The organism is Rhizobium sullae (genome assembly GCF_900169785.1).
GTDB lineage: Bacteria > Pseudomonadota > Alphaproteobacteria > Rhizobiales > Rhizobiaceae > Rhizobium > Rhizobium sullae.
In genome coordinates, this window is the sequence record NZ_FWER01000004.1 from 299,399 (window position 1) to 322,620 (window position 23,222).

Here is a 23,222-nt window from a genome sequence, read left to right on the forward strand (position 1 = left end):
AAAATCGGGCTTTGTTGTATAAATTATTGAAAATAATTAACTTCAGCGGCCGCTTCCGGCCACTGCTTGAAACGACATTTCCCTTCGCTTGATGGCTGCACCCGGTAAGATGGTCGCCAGAAGCGGCAAGTGATCCGAGGCCCGGCGCACGAGCGGTGTCGCGGTAACTGTCGCAGATGTCACGCCAAGCCCGTCCGATACGAAAATATGGTCGATCCGCAGGATTGGTAGCCGGGAGGGATAGGTCGGGCGCGGACGCCGCGCAGCAAGCAGCTGCGTATCGCGGAAATGTCGAGCCAGCATTTTGTAGGCTGGTGATGACGGGACGGCATTGAGATCGCCGCAGATGATCGCAGGAGCCGCCTGGAATTTCTGACTTCCAATCCACTCCTTGCCGAGCAGCGTCGTCACTTGCCGCACCCGATCGATGCCACGGACGCCGAGATGCGTATTGAGCAGGTTCAGATGAATTCCGCCTATTTGGATCTGCACCCATATCGCCCCCCGCATCTCGCCTACCGAGGGCAGCGGCCCGGCTTTCATTAGCCGGGTCGGCATCGCAGTGAGAATGGCATCGCCATATTGCTCCTCCTCGACATGCAGCGCCGGATGGAAATGCGATTCCATCTTCAAAAGCGAGGCGATCATGTGAGCCTGGTCGATGCTGCCTGTGCGTTTGCGGCCGACATCCAGTTCCTGCAGCGCAATTATATCCGCGCCGGTTTCCGCGATCACATCGGCGATGCGCGCCGGCTCGATCCGCCGGTCGGTGCCGACGCAGCTATGCACGTTGTAGGTCAGGATTTTCAATTCCTTGCCAGTTGATCCCGGCAGAACAGAGGAGAATGTGCTCATCCCGGGGGAACTTGCTTTCAGCCTGTTTCGTTCCATCTCCGGAACTCCAACGAAACGGCGCATTCATGTCCATCAAGCGCGTGCTTATCAATGCAGCTCTCGTTCTCTGCCTGATGCTTGCGGCTTATCTTCTCTATAGGGTCTTCAGCCGTTACACGTTGAGCGATGTCATGGAATCGATCCGCGCAATACCGGGGACCCGTGTTCTCGGTAGCCTCGGCTTCGCGGCCGCTTCCTATCTCTGCCTTACCGGCTTCGACTGGATGGCGCTTCGCTATGCAGGCAAACCGCTGAGCTATCGAAAGGCTGCCCTTACCTCTTTCACAAGCCTCTCGATCGGCCATAATCTTGGCTTTGCGGCGCTGAGCAGCGGCGCTGTGCGCTACCGCTTCTATTCGCGCTGGGGCTTGAATGCCGAGGAGGTTGCGAAGGTCATCCTGTTTTGCGGCGCGACCGTCGGCATCGGTCTTTCAACCCTTGCGGGCATCGTCCTGCTCATCAATCCGGAGGATGCCGCAAATCTCCTGAAACTCAGCCCGGCCGGTCTGTTCGCCCTCGGCTGCGTCTGTCTCAGCCTCCCCGCGGTTTATATCGTTCTGTCCGTCGTCATCCGCACGCCGTTGCATCTCTGGAAATGGGCCTTCGAAATGCCGCGCCCGAAGCTCGCATTGGGCCAGGTCGTCATCGGCACACTGAACTTCATCTTCGTGGCAGCCTGCCTGCATCAGATGCTGGCCGCCCAAGGCGAGACGACCTACGTGCAGACGGCCACGGCGTACGTGCTTGCCAATATCGCGGTCCTCATCGCCCACGTGCCTGGCGGTTTGGGCGTCATTGAGGCGACAGTCAGCTATGTCCTGCCCGGAGCTGCTTCGATAGGCGCATTGGTGGCATTCAGGGCGATTTACTTTCTAATTCCGCTGCTGATCGGCCTGCCGGCCTTCGCAATCAGCGAGGCCGTCATCCCGAAACGAAAGCAGGTTTCGTCAGAAGATCGCTCTCAACAGTCGACTCATGCGCAGACGCAGCTTCTGTAGCGGCCGATAAGGCCGCCGCGGATCCACGAAAGCAGTTCCGATGACCGGCGACGTCTCGCCTCGCGCGATGTCGATCGCAAAGTGACGAAGGCCGCGCTCGCGAATATTCAGCGCCGCTATGGCATTGAGCAACGACCGCTTCGCCGCTTCCATGTCTCTTACGGCATCGGCCGTCGCGTCGAGATGCTCGGCAATCAGCCGGTGGCGAAGCGACGTTATCGCCTGCCGCTGAGGAGCGCTTTCCGCCTCGATCGCCAGGTCGCATTCGGTATCAAGCCCCTCCGACCGATTGTTGAGGTTCGATGAGCCGATGCGAATGAAACGGTCGTCGACGATGATAAGCTTCGAATGGATGACGATCTCCTGCTCGCCGCCCTTCCTGTCCGGCACTACCGCGTACATCACGTGGAGCCGGTCATAGCGGTCGAGGCGCTTCAGCCTGCGGATCAGCCGGTCGCGGTTATGGCCCATCATCAGTTTTTCGATCAGTCCGTGCGAACTCTTCGTGACCAGAACCGCAATCTCCGGGCCATCGGCCTCCTTGAGGCGTTTCGCGATCACCCTCGCCACGCCGAAGGAGGCAAGATACTGGGTCTCGATATAGACGTATTTCATTGCGCTGTTTATGGCATCACGCGTCAGCCGGAAGGCTTCGAAGCGCCCGCGTTTACCGATCAGTCCGGGCTCGGTGAGAGCAATCGCCGCCGTCACCTTCTCCATTTCCGGAGCGAATGTATGCGGCCATGGCACGCCGCTCTCCGGAGCGGGCTCGATTGGCGTGCCGGTCGCCTGCTTCCACCGCCGCCGGCACACGTCGCCGATCAGCCGGGCAACGCTGCCTGAGACCATCGATTGTATATCGTGAACAGGATCGTATGGCACGCCGTCGGGAGCTTTTCGAAGGGGGTTGTCGGCGCGATGGTCCGGCTCGTCCCAGCGCCGGGCGGTCAGGTCTACACCACCGAGGAAACCAATGCTGTCATCAACGGAAACGAGTTTCTGATGGTGGCAGCCACGCAAAGGATGGCTCAGATCGAAACGCAGGCTGATCCGCGGATGTGTAGAGAAGCCGCTTCCTTTAAAAAGCTTCAAGGATTTTCCGGAATAAACCGGTCCCATGCCCCAGATCAATATCCGGATCTGCAGCCCTGGATTGTCATCGGCAAGCGTCAGCAGAAGTTCGCCGAGCGTCTCCGGGTTTTGATCTGGCTTCAGCCGGATGTCGGGATCAAGATCCCAGCCGATGATCCAGATCGAATGCCTCGCCTGCCGCAGCACCTCATCGAGCGCCGCGAAATAGGCAGCGCCATCAATGAGAAAAGCCACCTTATCCGCTTTGCCAGTTCGCCAGACGTTCCGTCCCTTGCGGATAATGCCGCCCGGAATAGCCGGAAGAGCGGGCCGGCCCCGGCGCGCGACCGTCGTGATATAATCAATTGCTTTGGTTGTCTTATGGTTATCGGATGCGGCTCGAAAGTCGGTCATTCGCTGTCCAACGCCTTGAATTTATGCGCTGGAAACGCCCGAAACAGGTGGCTTGTTCCCGGATCGAGCAACGCACCGGTTGTTTATCCTGATGCCGCCGCAATCTGTTCGATGCGATGAACGTCGCTAAAATCCGCTTTGCCGCTACAAGGCATTTGACGCATTGCTAAGGCACCAGGGAGGGATTCATCATGCGCCAATACTCAGCCTGCATTGAATGGCTGTTCGTCGAACCCGGTGACCGTTTCGAAGACCGCATCTATCGCGCCAAGAGGGCCGGTTTGCCGGCAATCGAGTTCTGGCGTTGGACGAACAAGGATCTCGGCGCGATTTCCGCTACCCTCAAGCAAACCGGCCTCGCCGTATCCAGCATCGTAACAGAACCGATGATTCCGTTGACAGATTCCGCCAACAAGGAAAAGTGGCTGGAAGGACTGGCCGCTTCGGTCAAAGCCGCACAGCAGATCGGCGCTCCCATCCTCATTGCACAGGCAGGTGACAATCTCCCCGGCCGCTCGCGGCAGGAGCAGCGCCTTGCGCTGACGGACGCGCTGCGTGCCGGCGCCGATATTCTGAAGGGCACGGGCGTGCGCCTCGGCGTCGAGCCCCTGAATACCCGCATCGACCATATCGGCCATTTTCTGGAATCCACCCGAGAGGGCCTCGACATCGCCGAAGAGGTCGAGCGCCCCGAAATCGGGATCGTATACGATATCTACCATTCGGCCGTGATGGATGAGCGAACGGAGGATGTGATCGGCGACCGGATTTCGCGCGTGTTCCATGTCCACGTCGCGGATCACCCGGGCCGTAACGAACCGGGCTCCGGCCGCATCGATCTGCCGCATCGCCTCAACTGGCTATTTGCGGAAGGGTATGAAGGAAGCGTGGGGCTGGAGTACAAACCGCGGCTGTTGAGCGCTGCGGCCGTCAGGAATGCAATCGGCGCGCTTTCATAGAGACGCCATGCGCACGAATATGGCCACAATAGCACGTGCGGAGCGGGCCGGAAGCCTCGTTCTTCCGGCCCGCTCCCCGATGACGATCAGTTCGACTGCCAGCTCTTGACCAGTTCGTCGTAATTGACCGTTACCGGCTTCTCTTTCTCGTTCTCGACCTTCAATTGCGGAGCGAGGTTGCCCTTGGCGACGGCATCCTTGTTCCAGTATTCGAGATCCTGCTCTTCGGCGAGCTTCGGGCCGATATCGCCCTGGACGCCGGCGCGTTCCAGGCGCTGCAGTACCTTTTCCTGCTCGGCGCAAAGCGAGTCCATGGCTTCCTGCGCGGTCTTAGCGCCCGACGACGCATCGCCGATCGCCTGCCACCAAAGCTGTGCCAGCTTCGGATAGTCCGGTACGTTCGTACCGGTCGGCGACCACTGCACGCGGGCCGGCGAGCGATAGAACTCGATCAGACCGCCGAGCTCAGGCGCGCGCTTCGTGAAGCTGTCGTGCCGGATGGAGCTTTCGCGGATGAGCGTCAGACCCACATGGCTCTTCTTCACGTCGACGGTCTTCGACGTCACGAACTGCGCGTAAAGCCATGCTGCTTTCGCGCGGTCTTCCGGAGTCGACTTCATGAGCGTCCAGGAACCGACGTCCTGATAGCCGAGCTTCATGCCGTTCTTCCAGTAGACGCCGTGCGGCGACGGAGCCATACGCCACTTTGGCGTGCCGTCCTCGTTGACAACCGGCAGGCCTTTCTTGACGGCATCCGCCGTAAACGCCGTGTACCAGAAGATCTGCTGCGCGATATTGCCCTGGGCGGGAACCGGGCCGGACTCCGAGAAGGTCATCCCCTGTGCTTCCGGCGGCGCGTAGGCCTTCAGCCAATCGAGATACTTAGAAATCGAGTAGACCGCAGCCGGGCCGTTGGTGTCGCCGCCGCGGGCAACGCAGGAACCGACAGGACGCGAATTCTCGTCGACCTTGATGCCCCATTCGTCGACCGGCAAGCCGTTCGGAATGCCCTTGTCGCCATTGCCGGCCATGGAGAGCCATGCGTCCGTGAACCGCCATCCGAGCGACGGGTCCTTCTTGCCGTAGTCCATGTGGCCGAAGACCTTCTTGCCGTCGATTTCACGGCCGGTGAAGAATTCGGCGATGTCCTCGTAAGCCGACCAGTTGACGGGCACGCCGAGATCGTAGCCGTACTTCGCCTTGAAGTCGGCCTTGTTCTTCTCGTCGTTGAACCAGTCGTAGCGGAACCAGTAAAGGTTCGCGAACTGCTGGTCGGGAAGCTGGTAGAGCTTCTTGTCCGGCGCGGTCGTGAACGAGGTGCCGATGAAGTCGGCGATGTCGAGGCCAGGATTGGTAACGTCCTTGCCTTCGTTCGACATCCAGTCCGTCAGGTTACGCACCTGCTGATAGCGCCAATGGGTGCCGATCAGGTCGGAGTCGTTGACGTAGGCGTCATAGATGTTTTCCCCCGACTGCATCTGCGTCTGCAGTTTTTCAACGACGTCGCCTTCGCCGATGAGATCGTGGGCGATCTTGATGCCGGTGATAGCGGTAAAGGCCGGTGCCAGTACCTTCGATTCATATTCGTGCGTGGTGATCGTTTCGGAGACGACCTTGATGTCCATGCCGGCGAAAGGCTTTGCCGCATCAACGAACCACTGCATTTCCTTTTCCTGGTCCGCGCGGGGAAGCGTCGATAAATCGCCGACTTCCTTGTCCAGAAAGGCCTTTGCTTCATCCATGCCGGCATAGGCGGAGCCCGCCATGGCCAGCAAGATGCCTGCTGTTGTCGCTAGTAAATGCCGTCGCATAATATCCTCCCAGGGTTTGCGATTGCAGTCTTCACGTCTCAGGCGGCCAGAACCCCCAGCCATCTGTATTACCCTGCCGTCACACGTAGCGGAACACGCCGATGGCGTAGACTACGGCGAGGGCAAGAGCCCACCACAGGTTGGGCCCGACAAGGCCCAGCCATGCGAGATGAATGAATGCTGCACCGAGCAGCGAAATGAAGAGCCGGTCCCCGCGCGTCGTTTCGAAACGCAGCACGCCGACCCGCGGCGAGCCTCCCGGCGCAAAATACTCCCATACACTCATGCCAATCAGCAGCACGAGGATCGTCAGGAAGAATAGTGCCGTGGGTAGCGTCCACGCCATCCAGGAAAAATTCATGCCGATCTCCCCTCAAACGCGTCCAAGAGCAAAGCCCTTGGCGATGTAATTCCTGACAAAATAAATGACGAGCGCGCCCGGCACGATCGTCAGCACACCGGCAGCAGCCAGCACGCCCCAATCCATGCCGGCCGCTGAAACCGTACGCGTCATGATCGCCGAGATCGGCTTTGCGGCCGTAGTCGTCAGCGTGCGGGCAAGCAGCAATTCGACCCACGAAAACATGAAGCAGAAGAAGGCTGCGACGCCGATCCCGCTTGCGATCAGCGGCATGAAGATCTTCACGAAGAAGCGCGGGAACGAGTAGCCGTCGATATAGGCCGTCTCGTCGATTTCCTTTGGCACGCCCGACATGAAGCCTTCCAGGATCCAGACCGCCAGCGGCACGTTGAAGAGGCAATGCGCTAGAGCAACGGCGATATGCGTGTCGATAAGGCCGAACGCCGAATAGAGCTGGAAGAAAGGGAGCGCGAAGACGGCGGGTGGCGCCATCCTGTTCGTCAGCAGCCAGAAGAACAGATGCTTGTCGCCGAGAAAACGGTAGCGGGAGAAGGCGTAGGCCGCCGGCAGCGCCGCAAGCACCGAGATCACCGTGTTCATCGCGACGTAGATGATGGAATTGATATACCCATTATACCAGGAAGGATCGGTAAAGATCACCCGGTAGTTCCTGAGCGTCGGATTCTGCGGCCAGAGCGAGAAGACGCCGGTGATTTCGGCATTCTCCTTGAAGCTCATATTGATAAGCCAATAGATCGGCAGCAGCAGAAAGATGATGTAGATCGTCGAGACAACCCAGGAGAAGTTGCCGGCTGGCTTGTATTTCATCGTCGTTTCCATGGCCCTCCCCTTTCTCAAGAATTCGCGTCGCTGCTGGTCATGACCGTGTAGAAAATCCACGAGAGCAGCAGGATGATCAGGAAATAGACGATCGACATCGCGGCTGCGGGCCCGAGATCGAACTGGCCGACCGCCATCTTCACGAGATCGATGGAAAGGAATGTCGTGGAATTGCCCGGTCCGCCGCCGGTGACGACGAAGGGTTCGGTATAGATCATGAAGCTGTCCATGAAGCGCAGCAGCACCGCGATCAGCAGCACGCGCTTCATCTTCGGCAGCTGGATATAACGGAAGACGGACCAGCGCGACGCGCCGTCTATCTTCGCAGCCTGGTAATAGGCCTCCGGGATCGAAACGAGACCGGCATAGCAGAGCAGCACGACGAGGCTGGTCCAGTGCCAGACGTCCATAACGATGATCGTGATCCACGCATCGATAGGGTCGCGGACATAGTTGTAGTCGAGCCCCATCGCCTCCAGAGTGTGGCCGAGCAGCCCGATATCGACACGTCCAAAGACCTGCCAGATCGTGCCGACCACGTTCCATGGGATGAGGAGGGGAAGCGACATCAGCACCAGGCAGACTGGAACGCCGAGGCCCTTCTTGGGCATGTTGAGCGCGATGAAGATGCCGAGCGGAATTTCAAGCGCCAGGATGATGAAGGAGAACAGCAGGTTTCGCTGCAGAGCCTCCCAGAAGCGGTCGGAATGCAGGATGTCATCGAACCAGTCGGTGCCGGCCCAAAAGAACTCGTTGTTGCCGAACGTGTCTTGAACGGAATAGTTCACGACCGTCATCAGCGGAATGGCCGCCGAAAACGCAACGAGCAGCAATACCGGCAGGACGAGAAACCAAGCTTTGTTGTTCCAGGTCTTTTCCATGATCAGCCCTCCCTGCCGACACGCCACGAACCGGCGTAGATGCTGATCGCATCCGGATCGAAGCTGACGCGCGCATCCGCTGGAATTTCAACATCTTCCGGCACGACGATCGCAATCGGCTGATCTGCAAACCGCGCTCGAACGATCTTTTGCCTGCCGATATCCTCGACCTTCGAAATCGAAACGGGCATCCCCTCGCGGCCGAGACGGATGAATTCGGGGCGGATGCCAAGTTCGATCTTGACCGCACCATCCGTTTTCGGTGCATAGCCGAGATTGATCGTCTCGCTGCCGACTTTCACGAGATTGCCTGAAACCTCTGCCGGCATCACGTTCATGCCCGGCGAACCGATGAAATAGCCGACAAAGGTGTGGCTCGGGCGTTCGAAAAGTTCAGCCGGCGTGCCGATCTGCACGATTTCTCCCTCATACATGACGACAACCTTTTCGGCGAAGGTCAGCGCCTCCGTCTGGTCATGCGTCACATAGACCATCGTGAAACCGAACTGCTTGTGCAGCCGCTTCAATTGCGACCGCAGCATCCATTTCATGTGCGGATCGATGACGGTCAGTGGTTCGTCGAAGAGAATTGCATTGACGTCGTTTCGCACCAGACCGCGGCCAAGCGAAATTTTCTGTTTCTGATCGGCCGTAAGCCGCTGCGCCTTGCGTTTGGCCCAGTCCGCAAGATCGATCATGTCAAGAATTTCGCGAACGCGCCGATCGACTTCGGCCTCGGCAACGCCGCGGTTGCGGAGCGGAAAGGCGAGATTGTCGTAGACCGTCATGGTGTCGTAGATGACGGGGAACTGGAAGACCTGCGCGATGTTGCGGGCTTGCGTCGATAACGTCGTTACGTCCTGGCCGCCGAACAGGATGCGCCCGTGCGAAGGTTGAAGCAGGCCGGAGATGATGTTGAGAAGCGTCGTCTTTCCGCATCCTGATGGTCCAAGAAGCGCATAGGCGCCGCCGTCGGTCCACTCATGATCGACTTCCTTCAACGCATAGTCCTTGTCCGTCTTCGGATTGGGTCCGTAGGCGTGGCGGATATGGTCGAGCGTGATTCGTGCCATTCTATCCCCCTATGCCGCCAGCTGCGTGGCGGCGATGGCGCGGCCGTCCTCGCCGAACGCCATCAAATGACGCGTGTCCAGGAACACGTCGATCTCCGTGTCCGGCTCGATATCGTGAATGCCGTGCGCCAGCATGACCCAACGCACGCCGCTGTAATCCACATGGATAAAGCTCTCTGAACCGGTAATTTCGGAAATCTGCGTCCTGGCGCGAAGCTTAGGCGCATCCTTGGTCTGCGGCGTTAAGGCAAGATGGTGCGGATGAAACGCGATCGTGACCGGGCCGTCTGCAATCGCCGCAAGATGTGCCGGCACCGGAATGCCGATCTGGTCATCGTGTTGGAGGCTCGCGCCTGTTTTCGAAACCGTGATGAAATTCAGCGGCGGATCGGCAAAGATCTTGGCCGTCACCAGATCGGCGGGGCGTCGATAGATGGAAATCGTCGGACCGAATTGCGTCACGCGTCCCTGATTGAGAGTCGCGGTATTGCCGCCAAGCAGCAAGGCTTCCGAGGGTTCCGTCGTCGCATAGACGAAAATCGCACCCGATTCGGAAAATATCCTCGGCAGTTCCTGGCGCAGTTCTTCGCGCAGCTTGTAATCGAGATTGGCAAGCGGCTCATCGAGCAGCACCAGACCTGCATTCTTGACAAGGGCGCGCGCAAGCGCCGTTCGCTGCTGCTGCCCGCCCGACAGATTGAGCGGAGTGCGCTCGAGATAGGGTGTCAGTTTCAGGAGGTCGGCAGCCTTGCGTACTTCCGCGTCGATCGTTTTCGCGTCCCGGCCAGCGATCCTGAGCGGCGAGGCGATATTCTCATAGACCGTCAATGCGGGGTAATTGATGAATTGCTGGTAGACCATCGCGACTTTGCGCTTCTGCACCGGCACGCCGGTCACATCGGCACCGTCGAAATGGATGGAGCCGCTGGTTGGACGGTCAAGTCCAGCCATGAGACGCATCAGCGATGTCTTGCCGGAGAGCGTCGGTCCAAGCAGGACGTTCAGCGTACCCCGTTCAAGTGTCAGATCGGTCGGGTGAATATGGTATTCGCCACCCACCATCTTGGCGGCATTCCGCAGTTCAAGCATTCCGGTTCCCGTGCCTCCTCACGACGGGGACGACATGCCGCTTCATCCCGCAAGGTTCGCAGGGATCACGGCCATGTACTCCTCCAATTTCTGTACCTCATCCGCTGATAGATATAGCCCCTTCTTCGTCCTGCGCCACAGGATGTCTTGAGCCGTGACGGCCCATTCGGTACGGACGAGATAGCGGACCTCGGCCTCGTAGAGATCGGAACCGAAACAGCGGCCGAGATCAGCGATGGATTTCGCCTGGCCGAGCAGCTCGGTCCCCCGGGTGCCGTAGCGGCGGGTAAGCCGGCGGGCATGGTCCTCTGCCAGGAACGGATAGTTGGCCCGCAGCCTGTTCACCTCCGCCGCATAGCCTTCGACCGGAAAATCGCCGCCCGGCAGATGACTCTTTGCCGTCCAGGGGCGCCCCTTGGCGCCGATCGTCTCGCCGATCTTCTCCAGCGCGTGCTCCGACAGCCGCCGGTAAGTGGTCAGCTTGCCGCCGAAGACATTGAGCAGCGGTGCCTCGTCCGCTCCACCCTCGAGCTTCAGCACATAGTCGCGCGTAGCCTCCTGCGCCTTCGAGGCGCCGTCGTCATAGAGCGGACGAACTGCTGAATAGCTCCAGACGATGTCTTCCGGATGCACTGGCGCCTGGAAATACTCGCTGGCGGCGGCGCAGAGATAGCCGGTCTCCTCGTCAGAGATCCGCACATCCTGCGGATCGCCGGTGTAGTCGCGGTCGGTGGTGCCGATCAGCGTGAAGTCATCCTCATAGGGAATGGCGAAGATGATGCGGTTGTCGGGGTTCTGAAAGAAATAGGCGCGAGGGCCTTCGAACTTCTTCCTGACGACAATGTGGCTGCCCTGCACCAGTCGCACATGCCGGGCCTCGGTTTCGCCCAGGGCTGCACGCAGCACCTGATCGACCCAGGGACCGGCAGCATTGACCAGCATGCGGGCCTGATGCCGGCTGGTCTCGCCGGTCCGCATGTCGCAGGTGTCGATTTCCCATAGGCCGTTCTTACGGCGCGCCGCCTCCACCTTGGTGCGCGGCAAAATCAGCGCCCCACGGTCGGCCGCGTCGCGGGCGTTGAGCACCACCAGGCGGGCATCGTCGACCCAGCCATCGGAATATTCGAAGGCCTTGGCAAACACCGGCTTCAGCGGCCGGCCCGCTGGATCGCGGCGCAGGTTCAGCACGGCGGTCGGCGGCAAAAGCTTGCGGCCGCCGAGATGGTCATAGAAGAACAGCCCAAGCCGGATCAGCCAGGCCGGCCGGATACCGCCCTTGTGATAGGGCAGCACGAAGCGCAGCGGCCAGATGATGTGCGGCGCCATGGCCCACAAGATCTCGCGCTCCATCAGCGATTCGCGCACCAGCCGGAACTCGTAATGCTCGAGATAGCGTAGGCCCCCATGGATCAGCTTCGTCGCCCCGGACGACGTCCCGGAGGCAAAGTCGCCCATCTCCGCCAGCGCCACCGAATAGCCGCGCCCAACAGCATCCCGGCAAATGCCGCAGCCGTTGATCCCACCGCCTATCACGAAGAGGTCGTGATATGTTTGGCCCACTTTAACCCCTCCCCGTGTGCCGGATTCGATTTGCGTCGAGCGCGCAATTCGAAAGTGATTGAAGTTAAAACGAAAACTATTCGCGTGTCAAACGAATGCTTCTCATACTAATGGAGGGCAGCTCGGCGCACCTGAGCTCGGCGATCAATAGAGGCTATTGGACTGCCTGACGGTTGGCCTCAACCGCTCAATTGTGCCGTGAGAGGAAGCGGGATATCGTGGAAAGGCAAAGCTCTTTTTCCTCGACATGCGGCATATGGCTGGAATTTTCGAAGAGCACCCATTCGCAACCGCGAACGCGCTCCAAATACGGCCTGACCACCTCTGGCGTCGCTTCGTCGTATTTCCCGGAAATCACCAACGTGGGAGCGTGGATCTGATCGAGGCGATCTTCGATCGTCCAATCCTTCATCGTACCGATAACGTGAAACTCCGTCGGACCGTTCATGTTGCGATAGACCGTGCTATCCTCGTCCATGATTGCGAAAGTACGAGCCACTTCGGGTGGCCAGGGCACCACGCGGCAGACATGGCGGTCGTAGAAGACCCGCGAGGCGGCAATATAGTCCGGGTCGGTAAGTGTGCCGGCCAGCTCGTGTTGCAGCAGCGTATCCTGAACCTCCTTAGGCAGCTCTTTGCGCAGCCGATTGGCTTCCGCGACCCAGGTATGCATGTTGGCCGGCGAATTGGCGATGATGAGCGCCTTAAGACCCTTTGGCCGGCGCACGGCATGTTCGGCACCCAGCATGCCGCCCCAGGACTGGCCGAGAAAGGCATACCGCTCGTGAATGCCCAAGTGCCCCAGCAGCGCGTCGAGTTCCTCGAGGAAAAGAGCGACTGTCCAGAAATCCGGACCTTTCTCCGGCAGACGTGTCGAATTGCCGTTTCCAAGCTGGTCGTAATGGATGACCGGACGGCCGTCGAGCTCGGATATATCTTTGAAGGAATCGACGTAATCATGCGTGCATCCTGGTCCGCCATGGGCCACGATCAAAGGCAGCTTGCCACTATCGAGCGATCCTGTAACCCGAAACCAGGTGCTATACTCCCGAAAGGGCAAATAGGCTTCCTTCGACATCACAGCAGCCACGACATTCTCCATCTGTTGCTAGGGGCGATGGAAACATAACGTGGCGTTCGGGCCTGCGGCAGCTATCACAAGTTATAGGATGGCTGGTTTTTCAAGCATACGGTAATGCGTGGCACGCACCACCGCTTGGGTACGGTTTTTAGCACCAAGCTTCTTGGCGGCGGCATTGAGATGCATGACGACCGTCGGAACCGAACGCTCGATAATGCGGGAAATCTCCTTGGCCGAATAGCCTTCCGCGGAATAGCGCAGGCATTCGCGCTCGCGCTCGGTCAGCCGGATCTTGCCGACGCTGCGTGCCTCTGCATCGAAGAGCCCGTAAGCGGCTTCATGGAAAACGTGGGCGAGAAGATTGAAATCCGCGATATAGCGCAGAGCATCCATCTCGAAATCCCGTTTGGCCCCGAAACGTATGCCTGTCACTGTCGCGTAGTCGCCATGCGGCATATGAACGGGAACAGTGACGCCTGTCGACATGTCCCGCTCGCCGAGATAGCGCGCGACCGGTTCCGTATCCCTGCTCATGAAGCGTCTGATGAGCGTGTCGGCGTCCGCATCATAGTTCCAGAAGAAGGGAGCCGATGTGCGCAGCGCTACCTGCTGAACCGGATCGATGCGAAAGTAACCGCGATTGCACCAGTATTCGTGCATGTCCTCTGAAATATTGCGCAGTTTCAGAAGCGACGGAATCATGATCTCGCCGTCAAGATCGAAGGCGACCGGCGTATAGTCATAGATAAGCGCTTCGTAGCCCAGGTGTTTCATTGCTTCGAACACTTGATCGATCCGGCCATCCAAAGTCGAATGAGCGGTGAACTGCCGTCTGATCGTTCCAATTTCGTCGAGCATAACGAACCCCGCGGCGCAACGTTTGGGGCGACCTATCACTTCTTATAGCTAGCCTGGTTCGCCTCTTCTGGTAAAAATTTAGCCACGCCCAAATGTTGAGCAAGTAAAATCTTTGCTGGAGAGCCATAATGTGGCGAGAGATAGAGCCAGACGACCGCTTTGAAGTGGAAGTCGACGGCTATCGCGTGGTCGCCTATAGTCACGGCAACGGCAGTGAGACCGTCTTCTGCCTGAACGGCGGCCCCGGCCTTCCCTGTGACTATCTGCGTGAGGCGCATTCCTGCCTCATCGATCAAGGCTATCGCGTCGTCACGTTCGACCAGCTCGGCACCGGCTTCTCTGATCGGCCGGAGGATGCCTCGCTTTGGACGATCGGCCGATATGTCGAGGAAACCGAGACCGTGCGGAAAGCACTCGGCCTTGGCAAGGTCCACATGCTTGGTCATTCCTGGGGCGGCTGGCTGGCTATCGACTATGCCCTCACCTACCCTGAAAATCTTCGAACACTCATTCTCGAGGATACCGTTGCCGACATGCCGCACCTCGTCTCCGAGCTGGCGCGGCTGAGAGCCGCACTCGGTCCCGAAACCGTCGCGATGATGCAGAAGCATGAGGCGCAGGGAACCTACGATCATCCCGAATATCTGGCCGCTGTAACGATCCTGAACTATCGGCACGTCTGCCGCCTGCCGGAATGGCCGGTGCCGGTGCGCCGGTCGCTCGACGACTGGAATATGGGACCCTACACCACGATACAGGGACCGAATGAATTTCTCTATATCGGCAATCTGAAGGACTGGAACCGCATTCCCGACCTCCATCGCATTAAAGTCCCGGTGCTGATCACAACCGGCGAACATGACGAACTGACACCCGCGTGCGCGCTGCGTATGAAGCTTGCGCTGCCCGACGCCGAACTCAAGGTATTTGCCAACGCAAGCCATATGCCCTTCTATGAGAATCCCGGAGACTACTATCCCGCAATTCTCGGTTTCCTCTCGCGTCATAGGGCGGACTGATGCGGGAAGACGCGATCAAAACCGGACGAAGGCAGGAGGGCGATCGCTGCCATGCATCGCTATAAGTTCGTTCTGACAAGACCGCTGCAATTCCTGCCGGTCATTTTCGGCATCAGCGTCATCACCTTCACTCTGGTGCGACTTATTCCAGGAGATCCCGCGCGTGTCATCCTGGGCGCCCGCGCCACGCCCACGGCCCTCGCGAACGTCCGCACACAATACGGGCTGGATCAGCCTCTCTGGCTGCAATATTTCTATTTTCTCAAAAATCTCGCAAATGGTGAGATGGGCAGGTCCATCCTCTACAAGATAGACGTTCTCCAACTCATCCTAACGCGCATCGAACCAACGACGGCGCTCGTGATCTCCAGCGTGATTCTGTCGGTTGCAATCGCCATTCCCGTGGCCGCGATCGCCTCTCGCAACAGCGGCCGGGCGCCGGATCATGCCGTTCGCATTATCTCGACTTTCGGCATCGGCTTCCCCCCTTTCTGGCTGGGGCTAATGCTGATCATTCTTTTCAGCGTCCAACTTGGCGTTTTGCCAGTTTCAGGCTATGGCAGTAGCATCGGCGATAAACTGGCGCATCTCGTCCTGCCAAGCCTCACCATTGCGCTTTCCCTCTCCACAGTACTGACGCGTAGCCTGCGTGCTGCGATGGTCGAAGCCCTGAAGTCGGATGTCGCGACGGCGGCGCGGGCGCGCGGAATGCCGGAAAGCATCGTCTTTTGGCGCCACGTTGTGCCGAACTCCTTGGTTCCGACAATCAACCTGCTGGCGGTCAATGTCGGCTGGCTGATCGGTGGAACGGTCGTTTTGGAAAGCATCTTCGCACTGCCCGGCATGGGACAGTTGCTAGTGCGCGCCATCTTCTCCCGCGACTATATGGTCGTCCAGGGTGTCGCCATGGTTTTCGCGTGCGCCACCGTACTCGTCAACTTCATCGCCGACATCGTGACGGTTGCCGCTGATCCGAGGGTGAAGCTATGAGCGTCCAGGCGATCGAGCCCTCCCCCTTCAGCTGGCGCCGGTTTTTCGGCAAGCGGCTCGCGCTCGCGATCGGCGGCGGCATATTGCTGTTCTTCCTTCTGCTCGCGATCGGCGCGCCTCTCATTGCGCCCTATGATCCTATCCTCCAGAATGCCGATGTTCGTCTCCAATCACCTTCTCTTCTCCATCCGTTCGGCACGGACAATTTCGGTCGGGACATTCTTTCGCGCGTCATCTGGGGCACACGGATCGACCTGCAGATCGCGGTGATCGGCGTCCTCTTTCCGTTCCTGATCGGGACCGCCGTCGGCACGATCGCGGGCTTCTTCGGCGGGGCGGTCGATGCGCTGTTCATGCGGCTCGTTGACATCATCCTCGCATTTCCCTTCCTAGTGCTGATGCTCTCGATCATCGCCATTCTTGGGCCGGGCTTGGGGAGCTTTTACATCGCCATGGCCTTGGTCGGCTGGGTCTCCTATGCGCGGCTGATCAGGGCTCAAATGCTGACGCTTAAGAACGCCGACTACGCCATCGCTGCCGTCAGCCTCGGCTTCAGCCGCTTCCGCATCATGTTCCGCCATCTGCTGCCGAATGCGGTCGCCGGGTCGATTGTCTTTTCGATGTCGGATGCGACGCTTGTGCTCTTGAGCGGCGCGGCCGTCAGCTATCTCGGCCTTGGTGTACAGCCTCCGCTTGCCGAGTGGGGCGTCATGGTCGCGGAAGGCCAGAGCTTCATCACGACGGCCTGGTGGATCACGCTCTTCCCCGGCCTTTCCATCGTCTGCCTTGCTTTCGGTTTCAGCATGCTTGGCGACGGGCTCGCCGAATTGCTTGGGGTCCACGAATGAGCGCCCCCGTGCTTTCCGTCCGCGACCTGACCATCAGGGGCCATCTCGACACCGGTACACGCACCCTAATAGACGCCGTGTCGCTTGATCTCGGCAAGGACGAAATCCTCGGTCTCGTCGGCGAAAGCGGTTCGGGTAAAAGCCTTTTCTGCCGTTCGCTAGTGCGGCTGCTGCCGTCGTCGCTTCTCAGGATCGAAGGCGGGTCTGTTCTCCTCGAAGGCCGCGATCTGACGAAGGTCAGCGACGCCGAGATGCTGGCCGTTCGCGGCAGCGAAATTGGGATGATCTTTCAGAACCCGACAAGCCATCTCGATCCGGTCATGCGGATAGGCGACCAGATCGCTGAAGGCATCCGCTATCATCATGGATTGAATGCGCGAGGCGCGCGCGCTGCCGCGACGGAAATTCTGAGCCAAGTCGGCTTTCCTGACCCGGCTCGGCAATATGATAGCTATCCGCATGAATTTTCAGGCGGCATGCGCCAGCGTGCGATGATCGGTGTCGCGCTTTCATGTAATCCGAAAATCCTGATCGCCGACGAGCCGACTACGGCGCTGGATGTAACGATCCAGGCTCAAATCCTGAAACTGCTGATGGAAATACGCGACAAGCGTGGCCTCTCCATCATTCTCATTACCCACGATCTCGGCATCGTCGCCCAGACTTGTGACCGGATTGCCGTGCTTCGCGGCGGCAAGCTGCTCGAGGAGGGGCCGAAACGTGCGATCCTTTCCAAGCCTCAGCATCCCTACACGACCAATCTGATCAATAGCCACCCGTCCATGCCCGACTCCGCTCCTGCCGAGGTAATTAAGGCGAGCGGCGTCACCAAACCTCTTCTCGAAGTCGACGACCTGAATGTATGCTTCAAAGTCGGCGGTAGCCTTTTCAAGGGAGGCGGCAAGAGCGTGAGTGCCGTCTCCGGTGTCAGCCTGCGGGTGATGCCTGGCGAAACTGTCGGCATCGTCGGAGAGTCCGGCAGCGGCAAGAGTACGCTCGCACGGGCAGTTCTGGGACTCGCACCGATCTCCTCCGGACATGTGACGTTTGACGGCATCGACATCGCACAGCAGAAGGCCTCCGGCCTTGCCAAACTGCGCCACGAGACAGCGATGGTTTTCCAGGATCCCTATAACGCGCTCAATCCTCGACTGACGATTGGCAGCACGCTTGGCGAAGTGTTGAAGGTGCACGGCAAGATCGCGGCAGCGGACATTCCGGCACGGATCGGCGAATTGCTCGATCTCGTCGGACTGGAACGCGAATTCGCCAATCGCAAGCCGCGCAGCATGAGCGGCGGCCAGTGCCAGCGCGCGGGAATCGCGCGGGCGCTCGCAGTCGACCCGAAGCTCATCATCGCCGACGAGTGCGTGGCGGCTCTCGACGTCACCATCCAGGCACAGATCATCGATCTTTTCCGCGAACTCAAGGAAAAGATGAAGTTGACGCTGATCTTTATCGCTCACGACCTCGCCATCGTGCGCAATCTCTGCGAGCGCGTCGTCGTCATGTATCAGGGGGAGATCGTGGAGGAAGGATCCTCCGAGGAGGTCTTCGCGCGGCCGAAGCATGCCTATACCGCAGCCCTGATTGCCGCCATTCCCGATATCGATCCGGACAAGCCGTTGCTGCGGGCCGGGATGCGCCACGACGAGCCGCAGTCCACACCGCTTCAGCCAGCCAAATGCATGCCATAACAACGAAGGGAACAAACGCATGACAAACAAATGGAAGATAGTCGGGCTAGCAGCCATCGTGGCTGGCCTCACGCTAAGTGCAAGCTATGCCGACGCAGCCGGGGTTCTAACCATCGGGCGTCGCGAAGACTCGACGACTTTTGATCCGATCAAGACGGCCCAGAACATCGACAACTGGGTCTTCTCGAATGTCTATGACGTGCTGATACGTGTCGACAAGACGGGAACCAAGCTGGAGCCTGGCCTTGCCGAAAGCTGGACCGTTTCCGACGACGGCCTCACCTATACGTTTAAGATCCGCGATGCCAAATTCTCCGATGGTTCACCGCTGACGGCCGGGGATGCCGCCTATAGCCTGCTGCGCATTCGCGATGATGAGACATCGCTCTGGAGCGACTCCTACAAGGTCGTCGACACGGCTGTCGCAACCGACGACCGCACGCTGACCGTCAAGCTCAAGAACCTTTCCGTACCATTTCTTTCGACGTTGGCACTTCCGAACGCCTCGGTGATCTCGAAGAAAGGCATGGAAGAAATGGGCTCCGATGCTTACGGTGAAAAGCCAATCGCATCCGGTGCCTTCGTGGTTGACGAGTGGCGCCGCGGCGACCGTATCATCCTGAAGAAAAACCCCTATTTCTGGCAGGCGGATCGAGTGAAGCTCGATGGCGTCGAATGGATCTCCGTGCCGGACGACAACACGCGCATGCTGAATGTCCAGGCCGGCCAGCTCGACGCCGCGATCTTCGTGCCCTTCTCCCGTGTCGAAGAACTCAAGAAGGACCCGAACCTTACCGTCACTATCGATGCCTCGACCCGCGAGGACCATCTGCTGATCAATCATGCGCACGGCGCACTCGCCAAGAAGGAAGTCCGCCAGGCACTCGATATGGCGATCGACAAGAAGGCGATCGTCGACGCCGTGACCTTCGGCCAGGGAACCCTCGCCAATTCTTATGTCCCGAAGGGCGCCCTCTATTATTACGCAGACAACATGCAGCGCTCTTATGATCCGGAAAAGGCCAAGGAGATGCTGGCGGCAGCCGGCGCATCAGGCTTAACGCTGAACTATCTGATCCGCGCGGGCGACGAAGTTGACGAACAGACCGCCGTTCTGGTCCAGCAGCAGCTTCAGAAGGCCGGTATTATCGCCAACCTGCAGAAAGTCGATCCAAGCCAGGAATGGGATATGACGGTCGCCGGCGATTACGACATCTCGGTCAACTACTGGACGAACGACATTCTCGATCCGGACCAGAAGACGACCTTCGTGCTCGGGCACGACTCCAACAACAACTACTTGACCAACTACAAGAACGAAAAGGTGAAGGAACTGGTAGCCGCGGCCCGTCTGGAGATCGATCCAAAGAAGCGCGAGCAGATGTATGTCGATCTTCAAAAGATGGCGAAGGATGACGTCAACTGGATCGACCTTTACTACAGCCCGTACATCAACGTCTCCCGCAAGCACATTGAGAACTTCTACCAGAACCCGCTTGGCCGTTTCTTCCTGGAAGATACGGTTAAGAACTGATCGATTGCTGCAATTTAAAACGCCGCCACTCCACTGGATGGCGGCGCCCAATTCGTCGGGAAGTCGCGGCGCAGAGATTACCTCCCCGCGCTTTTCTCGTTCGTCAGCCCTCCAGCCACTTCACCTGCTCGGGCGTAAGCTTGATGTCGAGTGCTGAAAGGCTGTCTTCCAGCTCGGCGATTGTGCGCGGGCCGATCAGCGGAATGACAGGGAACGGCTGGGCGATGACATAGGCGAGAGCGATATGGATCGGGTTGCGCCCGAGCTCCTTCCCAAGTTCAATCGCGCGGTCACGGCGCCCGAAGTTGCGCTCGGAATACCAGCAGCGGACGATTTCCTCGTCGTCATGCTTGTCGCGTCCCGCCCGGTCGGTAAAGAAGCCGCGGCCCTGGCTCGACCATGCGAAGTTCGGAATCTGCTTGTCGTTCAGCCACTTCTTCCAATCATCGTCCGAAGCTGCGACGCATCCGGCCCAGATCGGATCGAGCATTTCAGCGAGCGAGAAGTTGTTGGAAAGAGCAGCAGGCGCTTTCTTGCCGTTCTTTGCCGCATAGGCCATCGCCTCGTCCATGCGCTCGCGCGTCCAGTTCGAGCCGCCGAAAATCCCGCGGATGCGGCCGCGGTTGACTTCCGCATCCATGGCATCGACGAACTCGCCAACCGGAACGCCGGTATTGTCGCGATGCATGAAGTAAATATCGACGTAGTCCGTCTTCAGCCTGTCGAGCGACTGATCGAGTTGCGTGGCGATCATGTCCGGATAGCAGAGCGGCGAATGCACACCCTTGCCGATCAGCACGATCTCCTCGCGCGGAATGTTGCGGCTCGTGTGCCAATCGCCGAAGATGCTCTCCGTCTTGCCGCCACCGTAGACATAAGCCGTGTCGAAGATGTTGCCGCCCGCCTCGTAGAAGCCATCGAGCGTCAGCGAGGCGGCTGCAAAACTCGGGAAGAACTCGAATCCGAGCGTCACGACGGAGGCGGGCTTGGAAATGCCTGGTATCTGACGCTGTGGAATGCTGTCGCCTCGCCGGACTGTCCCACCCGCAATATTCGCGGTGCGTTTTGATGCCTTTTCGACCCCATATTCAAGGCCGACCGAGGCACGCCATTGGTCGAGAACGCGGAGGTTGCCGACGGAATCGGTCCAACTCATGCCCGGCGAAGTGAATTCCTTCTCGCCGGCGCGGATTGCATCTCCAGCCGCGTCGACTTCAAAGGAATAGAGCCAGCGGTCTTCCTTCACCTCGACCGCTTGTTGTTCATTGCCCTTGAATATCTCGATCTTGCCGACGCCGCCCTTGTGACCTGAGGCAAACCAGAAATCCTTGACCTCGATACGGCCTTCGGAGCCGATGATACGCAGCGTATTGTCCTGCTGCGCCATGATCGAGCAGGAGACTTCGGCGATGATGCCGTTCGGAAATTTCAGAACGGCGGAGGCCCATTCGTCGATGCCCGACTGGCCGAGGTGCGCCACGCCGGAAACTTTCTGCGGCTCGAGGAAAGGCTTGTCTTCAACCGCTCCGGCGATCAGCCGCGCCATCGAAACCGGATAGCCGCCGACATCCAGAATGCCGCCGCCCGCCTTGTCATTGGCGAAGAGCCGATGCTCTGGCTTGAAGCTGCCCATGTTGAAGCCGAAACTTGAGCGGATGATCCGCACCGTGCCGATCACACCGCTTTTCACCAATTCGACGATCTTCGCCGTCTGGGGATGCACGCGGTACATGAAGCCCTCGCCGGCAAAGACGCCGGCCTTCTTCGCTTCATAGTAGATCGCATCCGCATCGAAGGCCGAAAGCGCGATCGGCTTTTCCACCAGCACGTGCTTGCCAGCGCGGATTGCCTTGATCGCCCATTCGGCATGGCCGGTGTGCGGCGTGGCGATATAGACGGCATCGATCTCCGGATCGGTCAGCAGCGCATCATAGCCTTTGACGATGCGGGCACCGGGAAAGCCGTCGCCGAGGCCCGGTTTTTCCGGATTGCGGCTCGCGATAGCCACCAATTTGCCGGTCCGCGAATGCGCGATGCCGTCTGCGAAGGTGCGGGCGATGGTGCCGGGACCGATGATGCCCCAGCGGATCGGTTGCTCTGAACTCATGGCTATTCCTCTTTCGTATCTTCGTCTTGGGAGCGGATTTCGTCAGCGCAAGCGATTGCCTGCGCTGTCGAACAGGAAGGTGCGCTTTGCGGAAACTGCGACGGTAAGCGTGTCGCGATCGGCGGCAGAGCGGGATTCCGGACGTTCGATGATGAGCGGCTGGCCGCCCGCAGCGGTCGCATAGACATAGCTGGTATTGCCCAGGTGCTCGGCAACGTCGACCGCGACGGTCAGGTCGGCATCGCCGCTGCCCTGGTCGGCAAAATGCTCGGGCCGCACGCCGAGGGTAACCTGCGCGCCCTTTTCGGCAACCGCCGAAACCGGCAGCGTCAGTCGGACATTCCTGTCCCCGGTCACGGCAACGGTTGCGTTCGAGGCGTCTCTTTCAACAACTTCCGCCGCCAGAAAATTCATCTTCGGCGAACCGACGAAACCGGCAACGAACTGGTTAGCAGGATCGTCGTAGAGGTCGAGCGGCGCACCGATCTGCTCGATCTTGCCGGCACGCAGCACGACGATCTTGTCAGCAAGCGTCATCGCCTCCGTCTGGTCGTGGGTCACATAGATCATCGTCGTGCCGAGCTGCTTGTGCAGCCGCGAGATTTCCACCCTCATCTGCACGCGCAGTTCTGCGTCAAGGTTCGACAGCGGTTCGTCGAAGAGGAAGACCTCCGGCTCGCGAACAATAGCGCGCCCGATCGCAACACGCTGGCGCTGGCCGCCGGAGAGTTGCTTCGGACGGCGTTCCATCAATTCCTTGATCTGCAGGATCTCGGCGGCGTGGCGCACCCGTTTCTCGGTATCCGCCTTCGGGTTGCCATTCATACGCAGGCCGAAAGAGAGGTTATCCGCGACCGTCATATGCGGGTAGAGCGCATAGGACTGGAAGACCATGGCAATGCCGCGATCGGCAGGTTCGACATTGTTGACGACCCTACCACCGATCGTGATCTCGCCAGCTGAGATATCTTCAAGACCGGCGATCATCCGCAGCAGCGTTGATTTCCCGCAGCCTGAAGGGCCGACGAAGACGACGAACTCGCCGTCCTTCACGTCGAGATTGGCGCCGTGGATCACGTCGAAGACACCAAAGCGTTTGACAACATTCCTGAGTGAAAGCTCTGCCATTCGGCCTCC

General features: G+C 59.2%; 20 protein-coding genes. 7 read left to right on the plus strand and 13 right to left on the minus strand.

Annotated elements, in window-relative coordinates; genetic code table 11:
• Nucleotides 1-42: 42 nt before the first annotated feature.
• A complete protein-coding gene (locus tag BN1800_RS06070; protein ID WP_084606370.1) occupies nt 43-855 on the minus strand; it encodes an endonuclease/exonuclease/phosphatase family protein in 813 nt (270 codons plus the stop codon).
• A gap of 65 nt (nt 856-920) precedes the next feature.
• Between BN1800_RS06070 and BN1800_RS06075 the strand changes: the two genes are divergently transcribed.
• Entirely contained in the window at nt 921-1,892 is a 972-nt protein-coding gene (locus BN1800_RS06075) for a lysylphosphatidylglycerol synthase domain-containing protein (protein WP_086995454.1), read from the plus strand.
• Here BN1800_RS06075 and BN1800_RS06080 read toward each other — a convergent pair.
• Entirely contained in the window at nt 1,842-3,377 is a 1,536-nt protein-coding gene (locus BN1800_RS06080) for a phospholipase D-like domain-containing protein (protein WP_086995457.1), read from the minus strand. The genes BN1800_RS06075 and BN1800_RS06080 overlap by 51 nt on opposite strands.
• A 191-nt stretch (nt 3,378-3,568) precedes the next feature.
• Between BN1800_RS06080 and BN1800_RS06085 the strand changes: the two genes are divergently transcribed.
• Entirely contained in the window at nt 3,569-4,336 is a 768-nt protein-coding gene (locus BN1800_RS06085) for a TIM barrel protein (protein WP_086995460.1), read from the plus strand.
• An 86-nt stretch (nt 4,337-4,422) separates the two neighbouring features.
• Here the strand turns inward: BN1800_RS06085 and BN1800_RS06090 are convergent, their stop codons facing one another.
• From BN1800_RS06090 to BN1800_RS06130, 9 genes are all read right to left on the minus strand, one after another.
• On the minus strand, nt 4,423-6,147 hold the full coding sequence (locus BN1800_RS06090) for an ABC transporter substrate-binding protein (protein WP_086995463.1): 1,725 nt from the start codon (nt 6,145-6,147) through the stop codon (nt 4,423-4,425).
• Between the two features lie 79 nt (nt 6,148-6,226).
• The gene (locus BN1800_RS06095) at nt 6,227-6,508 is read right to left on the minus strand and encodes a DUF2160 domain-containing protein (RefSeq protein ID WP_027507881.1); all 282 of its coding nucleotides are present in this window, start codon (nt 6,506-6,508) and stop codon (nt 6,227-6,229) included.
• 12 nt (nt 6,509-6,520) lie between these two features.
• Entirely contained in the window at nt 6,521-7,348 is an 828-nt protein-coding gene (locus BN1800_RS06100; RefSeq protein WP_086995466.1) for a carbohydrate ABC transporter permease, read from the minus strand.
• A 14-nt stretch (nt 7,349-7,362) separates the two neighbouring features.
• Nucleotides 7,363-8,229 carry a carbohydrate ABC transporter permease gene (locus tag BN1800_RS06105; protein WP_027507879.1) on the minus strand — a complete coding sequence of 289 codons (867 nt, stop codon included), beginning with the start codon at nt 8,227-8,229 and terminating at the stop codon, nt 7,363-7,365.
• Between the two features lie 2 nt (nt 8,230-8,231).
• Nucleotides 8,232-9,302: an ABC transporter ATP-binding protein gene (locus BN1800_RS06110; RefSeq protein ID WP_027507878.1), complete on the minus strand. Its 1,071-nt coding sequence runs from the start codon at nt 9,300-9,302 to the stop codon at nt 8,232-8,234.
• A gap of 9 nt (nt 9,303-9,311) precedes the next feature.
• Complete coding sequence (locus BN1800_RS06115; RefSeq protein WP_086995469.1) at nt 9,312-10,391, minus strand: ABC transporter ATP-binding protein; 1,080 nt, start codon at nt 10,389-10,391, stop codon at nt 9,312-9,314.
• 42 nt (nt 10,392-10,433) lie between these two features.
• The gene (gene glpD / locus BN1800_RS06120) at nt 10,434-11,951 is read right to left on the minus strand and encodes a glycerol-3-phosphate dehydrogenase (RefSeq protein WP_086995472.1); all 1,518 of its coding nucleotides are present in this window, start codon (nt 11,949-11,951) and stop codon (nt 10,434-10,436) included.
• 187 nt (nt 11,952-12,138) lie between these two features.
• Nucleotides 12,139-13,053 carry a proline iminopeptidase-family hydrolase gene (locus tag BN1800_RS06125; protein ID WP_086995475.1) on the minus strand — a complete coding sequence of 305 codons (915 nt, stop codon included), beginning with the start codon at nt 13,051-13,053 and terminating at the stop codon, nt 12,139-12,141.
• Nucleotides 13,054-13,113: 60 nt separating this feature from the next.
• Nucleotides 13,114-13,890 carry a LuxR family transcriptional regulator gene (locus BN1800_RS06130; RefSeq protein ID WP_027507874.1) on the minus strand — a complete coding sequence of 259 codons (777 nt, stop codon included), beginning with the start codon at nt 13,888-13,890 and terminating at the stop codon, nt 13,114-13,116.
• Between the two features lie 128 nt (nt 13,891-14,018).
• Between BN1800_RS06130 and BN1800_RS06135 the strand changes: the two genes are divergently transcribed.
• Genes BN1800_RS06135 through BN1800_RS06155 form a run of 5 tightly spaced genes read left to right on the plus strand, consistent with a single transcriptional unit; the run spans nt 14,019 to nt 19,978 of the window.
• On the plus strand, nt 14,019-14,909 hold the full coding sequence (locus BN1800_RS06135) for a proline iminopeptidase-family hydrolase (RefSeq protein WP_086995478.1): 891 nt from the start codon (nt 14,019-14,021) through the stop codon (nt 14,907-14,909).
• A 51-nt stretch (nt 14,910-14,960) separates the two neighbouring features.
• Nucleotides 14,961-15,899, plus strand: a complete 939-nt coding sequence (locus tag BN1800_RS06140; RefSeq protein ID WP_086995481.1) for an ABC transporter permease — start codon at nt 14,961-14,963, stop codon at nt 15,897-15,899.
• A complete protein-coding gene (locus BN1800_RS06145; protein WP_086995484.1) occupies nt 15,896-16,747 on the plus strand; it encodes an ABC transporter permease in 852 nt (283 codons plus the stop codon). Before BN1800_RS06140 ends, BN1800_RS06145 begins: the two co-directional genes overlap by 4 nt.
• The gene (locus BN1800_RS06150; protein WP_086995486.1) at nt 16,744-18,444 is read left to right on the plus strand and encodes a dipeptide ABC transporter ATP-binding protein; all 1,701 of its coding nucleotides are present in this window, start codon (nt 16,744-16,746) and stop codon (nt 18,442-18,444) included. Before BN1800_RS06145 ends, BN1800_RS06150 begins: the two co-directional genes overlap by 4 nt.
• 19 nt (nt 18,445-18,463) lie before the next feature.
• Nucleotides 18,464-19,978 carry an ABC transporter substrate-binding protein gene (locus BN1800_RS06155; protein WP_086995489.1) on the plus strand — a complete coding sequence of 505 codons (1,515 nt, stop codon included), beginning with the start codon at nt 18,464-18,466 and terminating at the stop codon, nt 19,976-19,978.
• A 103-nt stretch (nt 19,979-20,081) separates the two neighbouring features.
• On the opposite strand, the gene BN1800_RS06160 is transcribed toward BN1800_RS06155, so the two are convergent.
• Nucleotides 20,082-22,085, minus strand: coding sequence for an aldo/keto reductase (locus tag BN1800_RS06160; RefSeq protein WP_086995492.1), 2,004 nt, complete (start codon nt 22,083-22,085; stop codon nt 20,082-20,084).
• Nucleotides 22,086-22,127: 42 nt separating this feature from the next.
• Complete coding sequence (locus tag BN1800_RS06165) at nt 22,128-23,213, minus strand: ABC transporter ATP-binding protein (protein ID WP_086995495.1); 1,086 nt, start codon at nt 23,211-23,213, stop codon at nt 22,128-22,130.
• Nucleotides 23,214-23,222 lie beyond the last annotated feature (9 nt).

Coding starts and splice junctions, on each gene's coding strand:
- BN1800_RS06145 (WP_086995484.1), top strand. CDS start 15,896: ATGAGCGTCCAGGCGATCGAGCCCTCCCCCTTCAGCTGGCGCCGGTTT.
- BN1800_RS06110 (WP_027507878.1), bottom strand. CDS start 9,302: ATGGCACGAATCACGCTCGACCATATCCGCCACGCCTACGGACCCAAT.
- BN1800_RS06150 (WP_086995486.1), top strand. CDS start 16,744: ATGAGCGCCCCCGTGCTTTCCGTCCGCGACCTGACCATCAGGGGCCAT.
- BN1800_RS06160 (WP_086995492.1), bottom strand. CDS start 22,085: ATGAGTTCAGAGCAACCGATCCGCTGGGGCATCATCGGTCCCGGCACC.
- BN1800_RS06085 (WP_086995460.1), top strand. CDS start 3,569: ATGCGCCAATACTCAGCCTGCATTGAATGGCTGTTCGTCGAACCCGGT.
- BN1800_RS06135 (WP_086995478.1), top strand. CDS start 14,019: ATGTGGCGAGAGATAGAGCCAGACGACCGCTTTGAAGTGGAAGTCGAC.
- BN1800_RS06165 (WP_086995495.1), bottom strand. CDS start 23,213: ATGGCAGAGCTTTCACTCAGGAATGTTGTCAAACGCTTTGGTGTCTTC.
- BN1800_RS06125 (WP_086995475.1), bottom strand. CDS start 13,053: ATGGAGAATGTCGTGGCTGCTGTGATGTCGAAGGAAGCCTATTTGCCC.
- BN1800_RS06155 (WP_086995489.1), top strand. CDS start 18,464: ATGACAAACAAATGGAAGATAGTCGGGCTAGCAGCCATCGTGGCTGGC.
- BN1800_RS06115 (WP_086995469.1), bottom strand. CDS start 10,391: ATGCTTGAACTGCGGAATGCCGCCAAGATGGTGGGTGGCGAATACCAT.
- BN1800_RS06140 (WP_086995481.1), top strand. CDS start 14,961: ATGCATCGCTATAAGTTCGTTCTGACAAGACCGCTGCAATTCCTGCCG.
- BN1800_RS06130 (WP_027507874.1), bottom strand. CDS start 13,890: ATGCTCGACGAAATTGGAACGATCAGACGGCAGTTCACCGCTCATTCG.
- BN1800_RS06105 (WP_027507879.1), bottom strand. CDS start 8,229: ATGGAAAAGACCTGGAACAACAAAGCTTGGTTTCTCGTCCTGCCGGTA.
- BN1800_RS06080 (WP_086995457.1), bottom strand. CDS start 3,377: ATGACCGACTTTCGAGCCGCATCCGATAACCATAAGACAACCAAAGCA.
- BN1800_RS06090 (WP_086995463.1), bottom strand. CDS start 6,147: ATGCGACGGCATTTACTAGCGACAACAGCAGGCATCTTGCTGGCCATG.
- BN1800_RS06075 (WP_086995454.1), top strand. CDS start 921: ATGTCCATCAAGCGCGTGCTTATCAATGCAGCTCTCGTTCTCTGCCTG.
- BN1800_RS06095 (WP_027507881.1), bottom strand. CDS start 6,508: ATGAATTTTTCCTGGATGGCGTGGACGCTACCCACGGCACTATTCTTC.
- BN1800_RS06070 (WP_084606370.1), bottom strand. CDS start 855: ATGAGCACATTCTCCTCTGTTCTGCCGGGATCAACTGGCAAGGAATTG.
- BN1800_RS06100 (WP_086995466.1), bottom strand. CDS start 7,348: ATGGAAACGACGATGAAATACAAGCCAGCCGGCAACTTCTCCTGGGTT.